Genomic DNA, 18,317 nt, shown 5'->3' on the forward strand with positions numbered 1-18,317 from the left:
ATAAAGTTTGCACAAAGTTACGCTTTTCTAGCTAAAGTCTTTAAAATATCGGCCAATTCCTTGGTATAGTTCTCTAAATTGTATGTCTGCTCGGCCAAATGCCTTCCATTTTGTCCCATTTCGACCGCCTTCTCAGGATGTTGCTGAAGGAAGCGTATAGCTTCTTCCCAACCGTTGACATCGCCATACGCTACGGTGATGCCCGCTTCTTCGTGGTCAATATCCATTTCGAATTTCGGATTGCGTGAAGTGATTAGCGGAATACCTAAGGCTAGAGCTTCTACCAGAGTCGTTAGTCCCACGGTGTAGGGAAAGTCCAGACACGAGATAACTACTGCCTGGCTGGAGGCCACTTTGAGAGCTAATTCATAAGGGATGATTCCTTTCACGAAGTGAATGCGAATATGCGGTTGATCGGCATACGCCTGTAGAATTGTGTCGTATTGTTGGTCGCCATTGGCACTCGACGTATAAACCTCAAGAGGTTGTTGAGTTGCAGCAAAGGCTTGTAGCAGCGTTTGGAAGTCACGGTTTTCTTTGCCCGTAGAGATAAAGAAATCCTTTTTCCCGGGTTTATCTACCTGGATTAAATGATCATAGAAATCAAGATCAGCTCCCCAATGGATGAGATGAAGTCGCTCTGCCCGCACCTTGCGGGTGCTCAAGGAATCTTCGATGAGTGCTCGGCTAAAGAAAAACAGGCAGTCAAGCCCTTTGTAGAAGAGTTTAGAAACTTGGTTTTTTAAATATCCGTTGGATGCCGGAACGGCCTGATGATGCCAGATAGCGATCGGCTTGCGATAAAGCCCCAATGCGCGTAGAAAAATGAGTAATTCCAGTCCCCGATAAGAAGTACCATACAATACGTCGTAAGATTGCTTGCAACTCAGAATGGTGATCAGGTTGTAGATCATTAACCGGAGGCGGGAAGCGTATGCTTTGAAAGGGTGGATAACTGTGTCGATTCCGTTTCTTTCAAAATGAGTCAGCCCATACAGGATGTGTCCCGGATGTTTAAACTCTTTCCATTCTTCCAAGGCCGGGAGAATGGGGCGCGTATGATAATAATATATTCTCATGCTCCGAAGTCTCCTTTCAGTGTTCGTTGGATGCGCCGGATAGCCTTTGCCGTAAATGAATTGGTACGTGCATAATAGCGTACATACGCATTCCGTGCTTTCGGATCTTCCGCAATGGGGGAGAGTTTACGCACTTCCAAAGGTTGTAAGTGGAGGTTGGAAGCATAAAGCCCGCCTCCTCCGCAGTTGGTGCCACTTCCGTCGAATCCATTGTTTTGTACTAAAGACTTGCCAACATTGAGCGAAAGTATATTGTGTAGAAATAAAGAAGCGTTCCAACGAATGGCCCACGAGTTGTTTTTACCCTCTACCTGTCGGCGTAGCATGCGGGTGTACCCATATTTCCCATTGAAGTCGAACGTATACGTAAGTTTCTGTTTTTCCAATTCATTCAGTAACGCTTGCCCATCGGGATTGAAAAGTTCCATGCCCGATCCCAGGTAGCCCACCCCCAACTGCCGGTCCATTTAATCAGGAAGGTATCGGGCAGAGAAGGATCCTGCGTGAAGTCGCAGCCCTGAATATGTCCTACCGAAGGCTCATCCCGATACGTTTCGAGTGCATCATTCATGAATTGCAGGAAGTAGGGAGCTACTACTAAATCGTCTTCCAGCACGATTACCTGTCCGAAGTGATTGACCTGAGTGGTAACCCCATCGATGATGTTGCGTGCCAATCCCCAGTTTTCGTCCCGTTCGATAAGTGTAACGGAGGCGAATCCGGTAATTTCACGTATCAGTTGTCGAGTCTCTTCCACCGCCTGCACGTCTTCATCTGTCCGGGCGGCATCGGAATAAACAAACAGCGGGCTCTCGCTTGCCAGTTGATTCAGTTGCAAGGATTGAACTACTTGGCTGGTATGTGCCGGGCGGTTGTATACGAAGAGTAATATCGGTGCGCAGGTCATAAGCTTATTGTTTAGGGTTGGTTTCATCAATCGCTTCCTTCAAGGCTTCCAGGTACGAAAGCCCATACTTAAGATCCGGTTCGATGTAGTTGCCTTCGGCCCATTCGTTCCACGATTTGAGAAATACGATCCGTTCCTCTGCCGGCTTGTGTACAACATTGGAGAAAGAAGTCCGCACATGTTTTTTGAATCGCTCCGGGGTGGAGTTAATCAAGATATGGCCTCTTCTGCCGGAGCGTGGAGAGTGGTCCCAATTGGGTATGATGGTGGGATAGCAATCGGTTTCGCGGTCCTCCGATCCGGAGAAATAGGTGGCAGCCTTCGCATAGTCCACCAAACGTCCTTTCTTGAAGATGAGTCGCATGGCTTTCATGTGAATCTTCTCCAACAATGAATAGTCTTGTTTAAAGAAATCGAATAGGCGGACGATGTTAACAGCATCGAAGCCCATGGCTCGCAGTGCCGCAACATCATTTGCATTGTTCGTCTGTCCAACGAAGTGAATTCCTTTCAAACCGTTCTCCTGAGCTAGTTTTTGCCATAAACGGATGAAGCGTTCGGCATCCGGCAGTTCGAAAGGAGCGTATACCATGAATAGCGGTTTACCGTCCACCTGAATGTAACGGTGATCTTTGAATGCCGGTAACAACGTGTTGAAATGCGCTATCTCGTCAGCTTCGCCCGGATAGAGCTGTTCCATCAATACCTGATGGGTACCTTCTTTGCTAAACTGCTTGTCTTCCCAGCTATGGTTGGCCCAAGAAAGACAGAAGGGGAAATCCGGTTGGCCGGATGCCAAGACCTCCTGAAAAGGGCGTTGCAGCAGTTGGCGTCCGTTGCCAAACCAATAGTGCCAGTAGCAGAATCCTTCCACTCCATAGGTACGTGCCATCTCGGCCTGTTCGATCCGGGTTTCGGGTACACGCAAATCGTAATAGCCCAGATCGGCGGGAACTCGTGGCTGGTAATGGCCGTGAAACAAAGGCCTGGCTTTACCGACGTTGGTCCATTCGGTAAACCCTTTTCCCCACCATTGGTCGTTCTCGGGAGTCGGATGAAACTGAGGCAAGTAGAGTGCGATGACGCGAACCGGTTGCTTATTCATATCTATTTCGTTTTCTTATTAGCGATGCGTTTACTGATTTTGGTGTAGAACCGTTTCAGACTGTAACGTTCTAACCTTTTTCGTATAAAGCCGGGTAATGCTTGCAGGAAGTCGGCGGTACATCCGGATTCCCATAGCAGGGATAACCAGACGCTTTGCTTAGGAACACACAGGCTGTTCCAAGGTTTATTCCCACCCACGTAGTGGAGCTGTACCGGAGTGGCAAGTGCTTCTTCAAAAGTCCGGCAGGCTTCCTCGTGTCGTTGAGGGAATCCGTCATTCTCCTTGTAAAAAGAGGCTGTTCGGGTATCTGTATGATAATAATTCGTACAGACTACGAACTTCAGAGGCAAGTAGCTATGTGAGGCCAGCAGCATAGAATCATGCAGTCTTGCTCGGGTAGCCGGAGGCGGTGGTAGTTCGCTTTATAGTAATCCGTTAGTTTTTGCTGCATGGCATTCTCGCGGATCACCTTCAGGTTCATCAACAGATAACCTGCAGCAATTTCTTTCTTTAGTATTTCCTTCTCTTCAAGGGTGAAATCGGGATCGTAATTCTTCATTCGGTCGCTCTCTAAGATCTGTCCCACTCCGGCAAAATAAAAAAACCGGTCCGGATGCATGAAGTAGGATTCGGAGATGTCGCCCGTGAAAGCAACGTCTACATCCGAACAGATGATCCGGTCGTATTGAGGAAATATTTCAGCGGCAATGAGTTTATAGTAAATCTCCTTAGAGAAATGAGCTTTGCTCTGCAGGATATGCGCATCGTCGTCGAAAGCGGAAGTATCTATAAAGTCCAGTGTGGCATTGTCGAATTTGGCGACAAGGCGGTTTATCTTCTTTTGTGCAGCCAATGGAATATCGGTGTGCAGCACATAGAGTTTGTATGTGTAGCGAGGGGCAGCTTGTTTAAGCATGGAGTAGATGGCTACTTGAGCTGCTACCACGTAGTTCTTATCGAAAGTAAAGAAGACCGGTATTTTCTCCATAATAAACTAATTTCTATATATATAACGTCCATGATCGCGGATGAAAAACAAGGGGGTGAAGAAAGCACGAAGGCTTTGAATCGCTCCTTTTTTATCCGTAACAAGTTCTCGCTTATGTTTCAGGCAAAGATAGCAAGTTTTGAAGATATGCCAAAGATCACCTTTGCTCATATAAAAAGCTGCTTTCTCCGCTGTTTGGTCCCGAAAGCGGATGTGGGTACACAGCTTGAAATAGTTGCGGGTTGTTTCTCTGTTGGAACGCTTGCTCAGTGAAGAAACCGCTCGGATATATCCGCTTAATTTGCTTTCCGATCCGCGGCTGCCGGAATAGGTGGTCGCTTGATCATGCCTGCGCCAACGAACCAAGGAGTCGTCCAGATATCTGATTGCCCCGAAACTGCTGCAAACAGTGTAGGTGAAGTAATCGTATGACAGGTTGTATGCTGCAAAAGGCTGGAGCAGTGGCAACGCTTGTTTGGTGAATAGGATCTGATGCCCGAAACTCTGCGGAGCCAACAACGCATGGATCGGGCTGGGGAACTCTTCCAGCTTCTTCCGATGCAGTTTACCCAATACTTCTGCTCCTCTAAATAAAGTCGAGTTGTGGAAGATGAAAGAGCAATCTTCGATCTTGTCAACCAGTACTTCCAACTTGCGAGGCTCCCATACATCGTCCTGGTCGCAACTAGCTATCAGGTCGCCTGTTGCTTTTTGATAAGCGGAAAAGAAATTGCGGCTATACCCCAGTTGTTGAGGATTTCGATAGATACGAAATGGAATTTCAGGATGCAACTCTTCATATTCCCGGGCAATCGTTAGTGTGTTGTCCGTGGAACCGTCGTCCTGAATAATGAGTTCGTGGATTGGATAAGTCTGCCGCACCAGAGAGTCCAGTTGCTCCCGGAGATATTCTTCTCCATTGTACGTACACATTACGACCGATACTGTCTTCATCGCTTTTTCTTCCATAGATACTGCAGGCTTTCTTTAAATGTGACGGAACCGCTTGCCCACATGATGGCTATATACAGTGTTGCTGCCAACAGGATTTTGGCGGTACACAATAGGTATACGTTTGTGAGCGACTGCGTGGCATAATGGGTAGCAAGCATAACAGCTGTCGCAATGAGGGCATACGGCAGATGTCTTTCAGCATTTCAAACAGGCTCAGGCGGATCTCTTTCCATAAGAAATACTGCCAAACGAGTAGCCAACTGACATTGATGATCACGTAGAATTTAATCATGACGGGGATGCCATATGGGTAGCAATAGAGCATAACGGCTATTTGAATCAGCCCCAGTACAATGGTATTCCACATGAATATATTCGATTTTCCTTTGCTGATAATCAGGTTGGAGTAGAGTCCGCTGATGGTGGTGAATGCGCTTCCGATGCACAGTACCCGGAGGATTTCCGCACTTGCCGACCATTTGGAGGTGATGGCAATGGTGATCAGTTCCGGTGTAATTAGTGACAGTCCGAATAGGGTGGGAAAAGAGACGAAAGCTGTAAATCGCAACATCTTGCGAAAGATCCGTTTCTGTCGTTCACGATCGTCGGCAACGCTGGCAAGGATGGGTTGCGCCACCCCGTTGATCATTCCAGTAATGACGGAATAGCCCATGTAGTTCCATTTGTTGGCTTGGTTGAAGTCGCCAACTTCTTGCTCGGTGTAGAATTTCCCGAGAATAACGGATAGTATATTGTAATTGATGTGCCCAAAGATGTTGGTTATCAACAGGCGACAACTGAAGGCGATCATGCCTTTGAGCGGGCGCAGATTGATTTGCATCGAGGGTCGCCATGGGGAGAAATACCAGCAAAAGCAGGTCAGCGATGTGATATAAACAATGCTCTGAGTCGCTATACCCCAGTAAGCCATTCCGTAGAACGCCATTGTGACACCGGTTACTCCTGAGATGACAAGGCTGGACATTGTGGCAATGGCTTTTTGCTTCACCATCAGATTGCGGAATATGTATGCACTCTGAGCCGTGTTGAGGCTGGCAATGAGGAAACCCAGAAATGAATAGCGTGCCAAGGGTGTTAATGCCGGGGTGTTATAGAAGTCGGCAATGAGGGGGGCACACAAAAATAACAAGAGGTAGAGCCCTATTCCCATAAGGGAACTGAACCAGAAAACGGCATTGTAGTCTTTGTGGAGTATCTCCTTTTTATTAGCGAGGGCGGCTGTGAAACCACTCTCTTGCAAACTTCCGGCTATGAGTGAGAAAATGCTGAGCATACCTACCATTCCGTAGTCCTCCCGGCTTAGCAGGCGGGCAATAAATATACCGAAAAGAAGATTTAGTAATTGCTGAGCACCATTACTGAATCCTCCCCAGAATAGTCCTTGGGCCGTTTTCTCTTTCAAAGATTGTTCCTTGCTCATTTTCTTTTCTTCCCTCAGTTGGGGTAAGTTTCCTATAAAAAGATAAGAATACATGAAGAAGTCTTATGAGGTACTTCCGCTCATGTATTCTTATGCTATATGAATTTATTTCACTTCGCTACCAGGCTTCACTTCGCGTCCGGGCATGATAACCGACAGGCTTCCGTCGTTGTTTTCAGCACTTAGAATCATGCCTTCGCTAACAATGCCTTTCAACTTACGCGGAGCCAGATTGGCGATGAAGCATACTTGCTTTCCAACCAACTCTTCGGGCTTGTAATGCTGGGCAATACCCGAAACGATGGTACGTGTTTCCAGTCCGTCGTCAATTTTGAATTGCAGCAATTTGTCGGCCTTGGGCACTTTTTGGCATTCAAGCACGGTTCCCACACGAATATCCAGCTTGGTGAAGTCATCGAACTCGATGTTCTCACGGATTGGGTTGGCTTTATAATTCGCTTCTTCATTGGCTTTTTTCGTATCGAGCAGCTTCTGAATCTGTGCTTCAATTACACTATCTTCCAGCTTCTCGAACAAGAGTTCCGGCGTGTTCAACTGATGGCCTGCCGCCAGTAAGTCGTTTCTGCCCAATTCAGTCCACTCAAAACTGTCCATCTTTAACATTGTACGCAATTTCTGCGAGCTGAACGGAAGGAACGGTTCAAAGGCGATGGCCAGATTGGCTACCAATTGCAGGGAGATGTTTAGGATTGTTCCTACGCGTTCCATATCGGTCTTTGCCAATTTCCAAGCTCGGTGTCGGCCAGATATTTGTTACCGATGCGTGCCAGGTTCATGGCTTCTTTTTGGGCATCGCGGAACTTGAATACGTCGAGCAGCTTTTCTACTTCTGCTTTCACATCCGCGAACTCTCTCAATGTTTCTTGGTCGTAATCGGTCAATTCGCCCTGCGCAGGTACGCAACTATCAAAGTATTTCTGAGTCAACACCATCGCACGGTTGACAAAGTTGCCGTATACTGCTACCAATTCGTTGTTGTTGCGGGCTTGGAAGTCTTTCCAAGTGAAGTCGTTGTCTTTTGTTTCGGGTGCATTGGCGGTCAGTACATAGCGAAGTACATCTTGCTTACCAGGGAAATCGGCTAGGTATTCGTGCAACCATACCGCCCAGTTGCGGGAAGTCGAGATCTTGTCGCCTTCCAGATTCAGGAATTCGTTGCCCGGTACGTTGTCCGGCAGAATGTAGCTGCCTTCGGCTTTCAGCATGGCGGGGAATACGATGCAGTGGAATACGATATTGTCTTTACCGATGAAGTGGATCAAGCGGCTTTCGGGATCTTTCCACCATGTTTCCCAACTATCAGGAAGTAGCTCTTTTGTATTGGATATATAGCCAATCGGGGCATCGAACCATACATAAAGAACTTTTCCTTCGGCATCTTTCAACGGAACCGGGATTCCCCAGTCGAGGTCACGGCTAACGGCACGTGGTTGCAATCCCATGTCGAGCCAGCTCTTGCATTGCCCGTATACGTTGGGACGCCACTCTTTATGGTCTTCCAGGATCCATTTGCGTAGCCATCCTTCGTGTTTATCAAGTGGGAGGTACCAATGCTTGGTTTCTCTCATTACAGGTTGGCTTCCGCTGATGGCACTTTTCGGATTGATCAGGTCGGTGGGCGAAAGGGATGTACCGCACTTCTCGCATTGGTCGCCGTAGGCTCCTTCCGAATGGCAATGTGGGCATTCTCCGGTGATGTAGCGGTCGGCAAGGAATTGATGCGCTTCTTCATCATAGTATTGTTCGGATGTCTTTTCGATAAATTCGCCTTTTTCATATAGCGTTTTGAAGAAATCCGAAGCCAACTGATGATGGGTCTGTGAAGTGGTACGGCTATAAATATCGAACGAGATACCAAACTCTTCAAAAGATTTTTTAATCAGTGAGTGAAAACGGTCTACTATATCTTGTGGAGTAACCCCTTCCTTTTTGGCACGGATTGTAATAGGCACCCCGTGTTCGTCCGAGCCTCCGATAAATAAAACATCCTCTTTTTTCAGGCGCAGGTAGCGCACATAAATATCTGCCGGCACATATACGCCAGCCAGATGCCCGATGTGGACAGGCCCGTTCGCATAAGGCAATGCCGATGTGACGGTGGTTCTTTTGAATTTCTTTTCCATTGATATCGCGTGATTTTGTTGTTTCCAATTTTTGCAATGTGCAAAGATAATGACTTTTCGCCACAGATTACATGGATTAAAGCAGATATTTACCTTTTTCTGTGGCGAATGCCGCATCGTAGCATGTCTTCTGATAGAGAACATCATTCATGCCGTCGGATTAATTGTTATAAACAAAGGGCTCATCACCCTGTAGCATGTATGGTGCCCGTCATCGAATCAAGCCGTTGAATGATTAAGTTTTAGCCTGGTATTTCTTACGTAATATTTGGTGGTGCCTGACCCTCTCAACTTGATATCCGTTTAGTCTTTTTATCAAAACACCTAGTCTTTAGTTCACATATATGTCTATGATGGCTCTTTTTGAAAACTGAGACTCTTTTTAATGCCTTAAAATAACGTTTTCTGAAATTATTAACGGTTAAATTGAAAACTTATTCTTTTTATTTGAAAATTAATTTATCTTTGCTGCGGTTAAAATCTAAATTAGTTTTAGAAATGCCAATTGATGCGTTCGTGGAATAAGCGAAACTCTAAGAAGGACGATAGAGGAACGGGAAATCCTCGTCCGTTGCCCATAAAAGGGCTTTTGTGGCTGTTAATGCCTGTTGGATCTGGTGTTAATAGTTAATCTTCCTATTATTAATACCCTACATATTAGGTATTAATGCTTGGTGAACAGACAATAATAAGATTGTTTGTTGTGTACAAACGCCCTGTGCGTAATATATTGCAGATTTAACTTGGAAACTATTAATCTATGAACTTAAAATTTAATAATGAGATGGATATCTTAAAACAACAAACACTTTTCGTTTGCGGATGCTGCAAACAATCTTTTCCAACCGAGGCCTTCTATATACACAAGAAAACTGGCCTTCCTGATAACTATTGCAAAGAGTGCCGCAAATCGTCCAGCCGGGCTCATCGGAAAACAGAGAAACATGCCCTTGCAAAAGAGAAAGAAGAAGACTATCCGGTTATCACCCGTATAGAGGACCTGTTTTGCGGGGGAAACTTCTCCGGCGTGCCTGTCAAATCGTAGCCGCCCGCGTAGAGCGGAAAAGGCGAAAACGTTATGAAACCGATCCTGAATGGGCGGGTGACGAATAAATTGAGAACTATTTTTATAAAAAACAACCATTCACAAAACCTAATTATATCATGGGAAGGATCAAGCAGGGACTGGACTATTTCCCCTTAAATACTGATTTTATGCACGATCGTGTTGTGCGGCGTGTGATGAAGCGTGAAGGCGATTCTGCCTTCGCGATCTTGCTCTATACCTTGTCCTACATCTATTCGGGCGAGGGCTATTACATCTATACGGATGATGATTTCTATGACGAGCTTTCCGATCAGTTTTTCAACACGGATAATGACGGTGTTCGTCGCGTGATCCGCTTGATGGTGGAATACGGTTTCTTCGACACCGGGCTTTATGAACGCTATGGTATTCTAACTTCTGCTGATATCCAGCGGCAATTTCTTTTTATAACCAGGCGTCGTCGGAATCAGCAGCATATCCTTCCGGATTACTGTTTGCTTTCCGAAGAGGAGGTAGAACCGTCTGCTGAAAGTGTGCGTTCATCCAATGCAAGCTCAATATCTTCTCCGGATGATGTTGCAGAATCACCCGAAATTGTAACGCAAACCCGGGATAATGTAACGCAAACCGGGGATATGGTAACAAAAAACACCTCCATAAAAAGAAAGGAAAGAGAAAGAAAAGAAAACATCCTCCCTAACCCTCCTTTGGGTAAAGGAGGGAATGATGAAGGAGGGAGAAATTTTGGAGAAGGGAATAGGAGTGTGCCCATTAATGAATGTGAATCGGAAGATGGGGTAGAACCTGAAGAGGTTTCCAGAAAAGTAGGTTTGGAAGAGAATGCCGTAATCAGGGGAAAGTCCATGAAGAAGAGATGTGAACTGACGCAGGCGGATATTGATCGAATACAAGCTCCTTCTGACGGACAACCACGCAACCTAGCCGGTCTGCTGGAAAACTTTCGCCTTTATCACATTCCACCTGCCGAACAGTATGCCATCTTGCTGAAAAGTAATTACGGAGCGATTGGCGGAAAGGTTTGGAGTGCTTTGGGAGTTATTCGTGGAAGCGGTGGGAAGATAAAACTCCCCGGTCACTATCTATTGAGTGTGCTAAATAAATAAAATATCCATTATTTGTTTGGTCTAATATGTTGTATGTTAATATATTAAATTAGAAGATGATGCTTTTGTAAACTTATTAACGCACACTTTTAAAATTCCTTGTACAGCCGAAAATAAGACTCTATATTTGCATTGTCGATAAGCTTAAAGACACAAACTAATAAATTTACTAACGACTAAAAAAACTTATAATTATGCCTGTATTATACAAACCCTTCCAGTCTGTACTGGAAGACAAAAAGAGCGGTAAAAAGCTCTTCTATCCTCGAGTTGTACGTTCGGGAAATGTGGACTCCACACAACTTTCTAAAGAGATCGCTGCTTATTCTTCCCTCTCTCCGGGAGACGTGAAAAATGCACTCGATAACTTGGTTACCGTGATGGGACAGCATCTCCAATCTTCGGAAAGTGTGAGTGTCGATGGCCTGGGTACCTTCCGTATGGTAATGTTGGCTCGTGGAAAAGGGGTGGAAACGTACGATGAAGTATCGGCTGCACAAGCTACGCTCACCGTTCGATTTCAGCCGGCCACGACTAGGAATCTCGATCGTACCACTGCCACTCGCTCCATGGTGACGGGTGCCAAATGTGTACGCTATGACAAACTTGTCTCCGGAACAGGTGGTGAAAACCCCGGAGAAGGTGGTAATGAGGGCGGTGGGGAAGCACCGGATCCGAGCGTCTAAATAGATTTGTACACAATATGTAAATGATTGATTTGACTATCTATTCTATTTCTAACTAAACTAAGAAACATCCACTAACATGCGAAAACTTAATTTAATCGTGGTGCATTGCTCCGCCACGCGGGAGGATTGTACACTCTCTCCGGAAGCTTTGGATTTGATGCATCGCCGTCGAGGGTTTACCGGGACAGGTTATCACTACTACATTCGTAAGGATGGCACCGTACATCTCACTCGTCCCGTTGAACGCATCGGTGCACATGTCAAAGGATTTAATGCTAATAGTATAGGAGTCTGCTACGAAGGAGGACTGGACTGTCGGGGACGCCCGGCAGACACCCGCACTTCGGCGCAAAAAGCTTCCCTGCTCTTGCTGATCCATCAGTTACAACAACGTTTCCCAGGTTGTCGGGTATGCGGGCATCGAGATCTCAGCCCGGATTTAAACGGCAACGGAGAAATAGAACCGGAAGAATGGATTAAGGCTTGTCCTTGCTTCGATGTGGAGACCCTGTTTCAATCAAAAAACGAATAGTACACGTATTGTGATCTGTTTGTGAAGAGAATCAATAAAGAATAATCAAAAATTCAAGTTTGTAATTTCACCGCAAGAGAATCATGCGGAGAAGCATCGGATGAGTTTTTCCCGGGAAGAACTCCGTGCCCTCTGTGTCCTCTTGGGTAAGAAAAAACGGAAAGGAGGTATATTATGGCAAAAAAGAAATCAGTATGGGATGTGATCCTTAAGGTGGTTATCGCAGTGGCTTCGGCCTTGGCAGGCGTTTTAGGCGCTAATGCGATGAATCTGTAATATAATAATTAGGCTCCCTATCACATGAATATGCGTACGACTTCAATTGCTAGGGGCCTTCTAATATTTATAATTTCCCTTTCACGAATTAATTATATATAAAAGAAAAAATATGAATAAAAGACTATTATTGATATCTGCCTTTTGGCAATATTCAGTTTTAACTGTTTGGGGCAGCGGCAAGTACCTATTAAAAATGTACCTAGTCCGGAAATTGCAGGTTTGGGAGAATATGGAAGGGTACCGGTAAGTTTATATACAGGAGTTCCGGACATATCTGTGCCTATTTATGAATTAAACGCAGGTGGCTATTCTCTATCACTTTTTGCTAGTTATCATCTGGCTTCGGTTAAACCAAATTCTCAGTCAGGTTGTCTTGGGCTTGGGTGGAATCTTATAGCTGGTGGATATATAACACGTTCTGTTCGTGGAACGTATGATGAGAAATGTGAATCAAATGGATATGCTCCTGGTTATTATGCACATGCTTCAAAACTAAAAAATATTAGTAATGAACAGTTTGAAGCAGAAACTATGCATATACAGAATGCAGAGAGTAACTATTATGAATTAACTGCAGACGAATTTTCGTTTAACGTTTCTGGTTATTCTGGAAATTTCTATTACGGAGGAGATGGAGAATGGCATGTTATCTCCGATCAGGATATACGCGTAGAATTTAACTCAACTGATGGAGAAGGTTTTGTGAGTCTATCGGAGGTGGGCAAACGTCTTGATGTCAGAAGTTGGGGAGCAAGTACGAGAAATAATCGTTTTTATAATAAATTCGCGCTGATTACTCCCGATGGCTGTAGATATGAATTTGGTGGAGTCAATGCAACTGAATATAGTATTCCCTATTATGCTCGATATAACAGTGATTTAATTGCCACTACCTGGAGATTGTCTAAGATAACGACTGTAGACAAGCGGGTGATAGAATTTAGTTATGACACCTCAGCTATTATGTGTGATCTTCGTTATGTGCCTCAACAGAAAGTGGTAACCAATGTACCATGCAGTTATAATGGAATACAGAGAGGCCGTTCAGGGATGACCGGGTATCTGCTTTTTCCGGTTAATCTTAAAACAATAAGAACACCAAACGAGATACTAGAATTCAATTACTATAATGAATACGGATATGGAGATAACTTTGTTGATGGCTATTTGGCATGGACAGACTATGCTAATTATGATTGGCAGGATATATATAATATGAATTTTGAAGATCCGGCTAATCAATTTACTCTATTTTTAGGAAATCAAATTGATAATACTAATCATGCAACGTTGCGCCAATCAATTAAGTCGAAATTAAAACATAAAATACTTCATTGCATTTATGTGAAAGGAAAGAATTCTAGGGCATTGAAAACTATATATTTTGACTATGTGAAGAATAATCGTATTAAATTGGCTTTGATTACTGAACGGCCTGGAAATCCGGATTTAATCCCCAATTATGTATGGCATCCACATGGGTATCATCTCCTTACTTGGTATAATGTACCCGAGAATTTGACAGGAGGTCGTGTGCCTGAATATCGCTTTCTTTATAATTCAGAAAAACATATGCCAAATGATTATGTGCGCCCGGAAGTTGACTCGTGGGGATATTATACAGGAGGGAGTGTTGAATTTGCCGCGATACCAGATTTTTCTCATACTGATAGTAATTTGCAATATACTTTGGCAGAAGTTTTAACGGAGATCATTTATCCAACTGGTGGAAAAAGTCGTTTTGAATATCAATTGAACAACTATTCAAAATGGTAGCTCCTTCTCTGACTTCATTGACGGATATAAAAGGTACTGCAGGGGGCTTGCGTATTCAGCGTGTTACTAATATGGATAAAGAAGATAACGTACTTGGATCTAAGAAATATTACTATTCGAATACCCGTGATCAATATGGTGAAAGTAGTGGGATATTGAAAAGTTTTCCTGTTAATGAAGTGGCATATACTATAAAGAATAGAGATAAGGAATCTGATCCAAAGAATTCAATATCTTTATATTTTAAATCAAAGGGAGGATATTGCGCTTCAGTTACCAATTTGAATACGCCAGATGTGGGTTATTCCTGTGTAATTGAAGAGACGTTTGATAAGGATAATAAGTCACAAGGCTATATTGTGCGCCGCTACTCTAACTACGATATGGATATTTATGGGGATACCCATTATGACGAACGAGCTTTCTATTCTATGTTGGAAGGAGATTTCTATACGATACCATTTAGTAGTCGTTCTATGGAGAGAGGTAAATTGTTGTCTGAAGAATACTATAGTAATACCAATTTTCTACGAAAAAAGGTGAATTACCGATATAAGGAAGTAAATCCGGGTTCATTTGTAACCGCCGATCAAATGGTGTTATTGTTTTGTGCAGACTTGGACAATTCCATGTTCCAGAAAGTGGGAACTTTAACTCGTACATATACGCATTCCTATCTGAATGATTCTGTGATAGAGACTCTTTATCCTCAATTAGGGAATATGGAATTTGTTGTGAAAAAGGCATATCAATACAATAAATATAAGCAGTTGAGCCGAGTTATTGGAAAAAACAGTGATGGGAGGAAGACTTTGACAGAATATGTATATGCCGCAACTCTACCGGAATATGGATGGATGGAGGAAGCACATATATTATCTCCGATTTCTAGTAAGAAAGAGCAGACGGGTGATTCTTTTCTAAAAGAAGTATATCAGTATAAAGGACCTATGCCTTACCTAAAGCAGATTAGTACGGATAGAAATGGCTATAAACATAAACATTATGAAGTAGAAGCTACAGATAATTATGGGAATCCTATTTATCTTCATGAAGAATCAATGCTTGTTGTCTTAATATGGGGAGGTGAAGGTCAACGATTAATATCACGAATAGAAAATGCGACTCTCAGCCAAGTTGAAGAAGCCTTGGGGATGAATGTGAAAGATTTTTCTTTATTGGATATATCTGCAATCAATTTCCAGAAAGTAGAAAATATTAGGCATAAGATTTTCGGAACGCATTTCTATATTTACAAATATACGAATGATCTGCGGCTACTGTCAGAAACAAAGCCTAATGGAATCACTGTGTTTTATAAGTATGATTTTCTAGGTCGCTTGATAGAGAGCTATGTTATGGAGTTGGAGAATGGGGATTATCAAAAGCGGATATTGAATATATATGACTATAATTATTATTATGGTTTTAAAGTTGAAAGTGAGGAGGAAATCCTAGAAAGAGGAGGACAATTATGAAACAATTTAATTTTATATTACTTCTAATTCTGTTATTGGGGTTTTCGCAAGAAATACTTGCACAAAAATCTTCGCAGAATGCTACAGATAATTTGAAGTACGACACACTGGAGAGAGAGATGGTTAAAACAGTATATTTGGATCATACTAATTTGTCCGATACATTGTCAGTAAATTACGCAAAATATTTGTTTCGAGTAAAAGAGCCGATATATATTTCTTTTAAGTCTAATTATTCAACCTTGGGGATAGGGACGGAGCAAGCACCGGATGAGTTATTATGTCAATTAAAAATAACAGATGAGAATTTACTCTCTAGCCAGGTATATTACCAGAATACGAAAAAAGTAGATCCGGATTCTTTGTCATTTGTGAATTTTACTGATACTCTTTTGTTGTTTGCTGGCACATATCATTTGACATCAACTGTAATAGAAAAGAGAGAGGATATTTTTACTTCTGTTGACAATAGTGTAGTCTTGAAAGCTAAAACTGCTAGTATTAGGGCAATAGAAAAGTATGAGCCAATTGATCCTTTGCCTCCAATCGATCCTTTACCACCGATCGATCCGGCTTGCCGATGGATTCAGTCAGACCGTTGCCTCTATTTTATTTAATGACTTTGTCAATAGAGACAAAGGGGATTACTCTGGAAGAAAAACCAATGCCGGCTATTCCTTTTCCTGCTATAAATTGGGAGGATGATCTATTGCCCGAGCGTTTCGGCAAAAATGCCGTATCTGTTTTCAAAAGCAGGACAGGGAAGAAGGAGGAAGGTATGCTTGTGGTTAATTACTATGACGGGTTGGGACGCTCGGAAGAAACTGTACAACAGGGTATGAGTCCAAATCATAAAGATTTAGTAATCTTGCAAGAATATGATGGATTGGGGCGTAAAAGCAATACGTGGTTGCCAGCTGTGACCACACATGATACAGGTGATTTCATATCTACAGATACCTGTAGGGAATTGGCGTGTAATACCTATAAGGGGGATTTATATCCGTATCTATCTCTTATTTATGAAAATTCTCCTTTGGAAAAAGTCATCAGACAACATAATCCGGGAAGAGTATGGCGTGAATATGGAAGATCGTTGAAAACAGATGAGTATGTTAATATTGCTGGCAATGACACATTGGATTGCTTCAGCTTTCAGTTGATAAATGGGGTCAGAGATGTATTAAATGTTACTGCAAGTAGGCAGTACGAAGATGGAAGTTTGCTGATAACTCGTTCGGAAGACGAAGACGGAGTTACTTTGTTTGAGTTTAAAGATCGTTTGGGAAGAACCGTTTTGAAGCGTTGTATAGAATCAAAAGTAAAAGAAGTCAAGCAGTTCTCAGATACTTACTATATTTATGATGATTTGGGAAAACTCTGTGCTGTTCTTCCTCCTGCATTATCCGACCGGCTGAGTATTGGCAGAGTTTCTGTAGAGAATCTTGATATGTATGCATATTTATATAAATATGATGTGGCAGGAAATCTGATGGCTAAAAAACGTCCTGGAGTTTCATGGGAATACTATGTTTATAATGCGAACAATTATCTAATATTTAGTCAGGATGGTGAAGAGCGTAAAAGAGGTGAGTGGAAATTCTCTATTCCGGATGTGTTCGGACGTGTTTGTCTGCAAGGGGTGTGCAAAATTGTGATTGATCCGTTTGATAATCCTTATTTAAAAACGCGTTTCAATACTTTATCGAATTGGTATGTTTGTGAGTATGTTGGGGCCGCTGAATATGGAGGATATCAGTTTAGCGGAAATCTTGGAGCAAAATTAATGGGGCCGAAACCATTAGTTCAAGTGATAAATTACTATGATAACTACGACTTTATGCACCTGAGGAATCTTTGGACAAAAGATGAGTTTATGTATGCCAGTAGAGACGGTTTCGCGGCTACAGCATCCAATGCTAAAGGAATGCTGACAGGGACAAGTAAACTACTTTCGGATTCATACGACCGATATTGTAATGATGAAACCGATATTGATTCCCAGTACAATTGCTCAGTGATGTATTATGATAACCGTGGGCGTCTTTCTCAATCTGTTTCCGATAATCATTTGGGTGGTCTGGATCATGATTTCTTTTCGTATGATTTTAACGGGAATCTGTTACGGCATTTACATCGTCAGAATGGGGCGGATAATGATACTTTGAGTGACTGTTATACTTATGAATATGATCATGTCGAGCGGCTTGTTAAGGTGATGCATCATTGGGGAGATTCCCCGGCTGTGACGCTAATCAATAATATGTATGATGACTTAGGACGTTTATCTCGGAAGGCATTCCATAATGGTCTTTTGGATACGTCTTATACATATAATATTCGTAGTTGGCTGACCGGAATCACAAGTACATCTTTTGAACAAACACTGCATTATACAGGCGGGCTGGGAACTCCGTGTTATAACGGTAGCATTAGCAGTATGACTTGGAAGTCAGGTTATGAAGATGTAAAGAGAGGCTACCACTTTACTTATGACGACCTGAGTCGTTTGATTAATGCGGAGTATGGCGAAGGTGATTTTCTTGCTCAAAACCTGAATCGCTTCAATGAGCAGGTAACTGGATACGACAAGATGAGTAATGTTCTTGGGATAAAGCGTTCTGGGTATGTTTCAGCCATGGGATACGGATTGATAGATGATCTGATGATGGCTTATAGTGGCAACCAATTGAAGTCAGTTTCAGATAGGGTTGGGGGGACTGTCTATGGTAACGGCTTTGATTTCAAAAATGGTACAAGCAAAGATAGG

14 protein-coding genes and 3 pseudogenes are annotated in these 18,317 nt (G+C 43.1%); 9 read left to right on the forward strand and 8 right to left on the reverse strand.

What is annotated here, in order from left to right:
• Positions 1–17: 17 nt before the first annotated feature.
• From JCM10512_RS06035 to metG, 8 genes and pseudogenes are all read right to left on the reverse strand, one after another.
• A complete protein-coding gene (locus JCM10512_RS06035; protein WP_044161375.1) occupies positions 18–1,079 on the reverse strand; it encodes a glycosyltransferase family 4 protein in 1,062 nt (353 codons plus the stop codon).
• Positions 1,076–1,986 (reverse strand): annotated as a pseudogene (locus JCM10512_RS06040) (glycosyltransferase family protein). The gene JCM10512_RS06035 and the pseudogene JCM10512_RS06040 overlap by 4 nt, the downstream one beginning before the upstream one ends.
• 4 nt (positions 1,987–1,990) lie before the next feature.
• Positions 1,991–3,091 carry a glycosyltransferase WbsX family protein gene (locus JCM10512_RS06045; protein ID WP_044161378.1) on the reverse strand — a complete coding sequence of 367 codons (1,101 nt, stop codon included), beginning with the start codon at positions 3,089–3,091 and terminating at the stop codon, positions 1,991–1,993.
• 2 nt (positions 3,092–3,093) lie between these two features.
• Positions 3,094–3,444, reverse strand: a complete 351-nt coding sequence (locus JCM10512_RS21245; RefSeq protein ID WP_052517116.1) for a hypothetical protein — start codon at positions 3,442–3,444, stop codon at positions 3,094–3,096.
• On the reverse strand, positions 3,435–4,082 hold the full coding sequence (locus JCM10512_RS06050; protein WP_052517117.1) for a glycosyltransferase: 648 nt from the start codon (positions 4,080–4,082) through the stop codon (positions 3,435–3,437). Before JCM10512_RS06050 ends, JCM10512_RS21245 begins: the two co-directional genes overlap by 10 nt.
• A 6-nt stretch (positions 4,083–4,088) precedes the next feature.
• Entirely contained in the window at positions 4,089–5,036 is a 948-nt protein-coding gene (locus JCM10512_RS21250) for a glycosyltransferase (RefSeq protein ID WP_052517118.1), read from the reverse strand.
• Positions 5,033–6,477, reverse strand: a pseudogene (gene wzx, locus JCM10512_RS06060) (O-glycosylation flippase). Before wzx ends, JCM10512_RS21250 begins: the two are co-directional and overlap by 4 nt.
• Positions 6,478–6,582: 105 nt before the next feature.
• Positions 6,583–8,621, reverse strand: a pseudogene (gene metG, locus JCM10512_RS06065) (methionine--tRNA ligase).
• Between the two features lie 760 nt (positions 8,622–9,381).
• Between metG and JCM10512_RS06070 the strand changes: the two are divergent.
• From JCM10512_RS06070 to JCM10512_RS06095, 9 genes are all read left to right on the forward strand, one after another.
• The gene (locus JCM10512_RS06070) at positions 9,382–9,666 is read left to right on the forward strand and encodes a hypothetical protein (protein ID WP_244436968.1); all 285 of its coding nucleotides are present in this window, start codon (positions 9,382–9,384) and stop codon (positions 9,664–9,666) included.
• A 119-nt stretch (positions 9,667–9,785) separates the two neighbouring features.
• The gene (locus JCM10512_RS06075; RefSeq protein WP_044161379.1) at positions 9,786–10,793 is read left to right on the forward strand and encodes a DUF4373 domain-containing protein; all 1,008 of its coding nucleotides are present in this window, start codon (positions 9,786–9,788) and stop codon (positions 10,791–10,793) included.
• Positions 10,794–10,987: 194 nt separating this feature from the next.
• Complete coding sequence (locus JCM10512_RS06080) at positions 10,988–11,479, forward strand: HU family DNA-binding protein (protein WP_044161382.1); 492 nt, start codon at positions 10,988–10,990, stop codon at positions 11,477–11,479.
• Positions 11,480–11,558: 79 nt separating this feature from the next.
• The gene (locus tag JCM10512_RS06085; RefSeq protein WP_044161384.1) at positions 11,559–12,014 is read left to right on the forward strand and encodes an N-acetylmuramoyl-L-alanine amidase; all 456 of its coding nucleotides are present in this window, start codon (positions 11,559–11,561) and stop codon (positions 12,012–12,014) included.
• A gap of 174 nt (positions 12,015–12,188) precedes the next feature.
• Positions 12,189–12,290 carry a smalltalk protein gene (locus JCM10512_RS22715; RefSeq protein WP_158332184.1) on the forward strand — a complete coding sequence of 34 codons (102 nt, stop codon included), beginning with the start codon at positions 12,189–12,191 and terminating at the stop codon, positions 12,288–12,290.
• 168 nt (positions 12,291–12,458) lie between these two features.
• On the forward strand, positions 12,459–14,069 hold the full coding sequence (locus tag JCM10512_RS23545; RefSeq protein WP_244436970.1) for a hypothetical protein: 1,611 nt from the start codon (positions 12,459–12,461) through the stop codon (positions 14,067–14,069).
• Complete coding sequence (locus JCM10512_RS23550; protein WP_244436972.1) at positions 14,063–15,547, forward strand: hypothetical protein; 1,485 nt, start codon at positions 14,063–14,065, stop codon at positions 15,545–15,547. The genes JCM10512_RS23545 and JCM10512_RS23550 overlap by 7 nt, the downstream gene beginning before the upstream one ends.
• On the forward strand, positions 15,544–16,164 hold the full coding sequence (locus JCM10512_RS23555) for a hypothetical protein (protein WP_244436973.1): 621 nt from the start codon (positions 15,544–15,546) through the stop codon (positions 16,162–16,164). Before JCM10512_RS23550 ends, JCM10512_RS23555 begins: the two co-directional genes overlap by 4 nt.
• A gap of 5 nt (positions 16,165–16,169) precedes the next feature.
• Positions 16,170–18,317: DUF6443 domain-containing protein (locus JCM10512_RS06095; RefSeq protein WP_244436975.1), on the forward strand; the 2,148-nt coding region annotated here is incomplete at its 3' end.

The sequence above is a fragment of the Bacteroides reticulotermitis JCM 10512 genome (assembly GCF_000517545.1).
In the GTDB taxonomy this organism is placed as follows: domain Bacteria; phylum Bacteroidota; class Bacteroidia; order Bacteroidales; family Bacteroidaceae; genus Bacteroides; species Bacteroides reticulotermitis.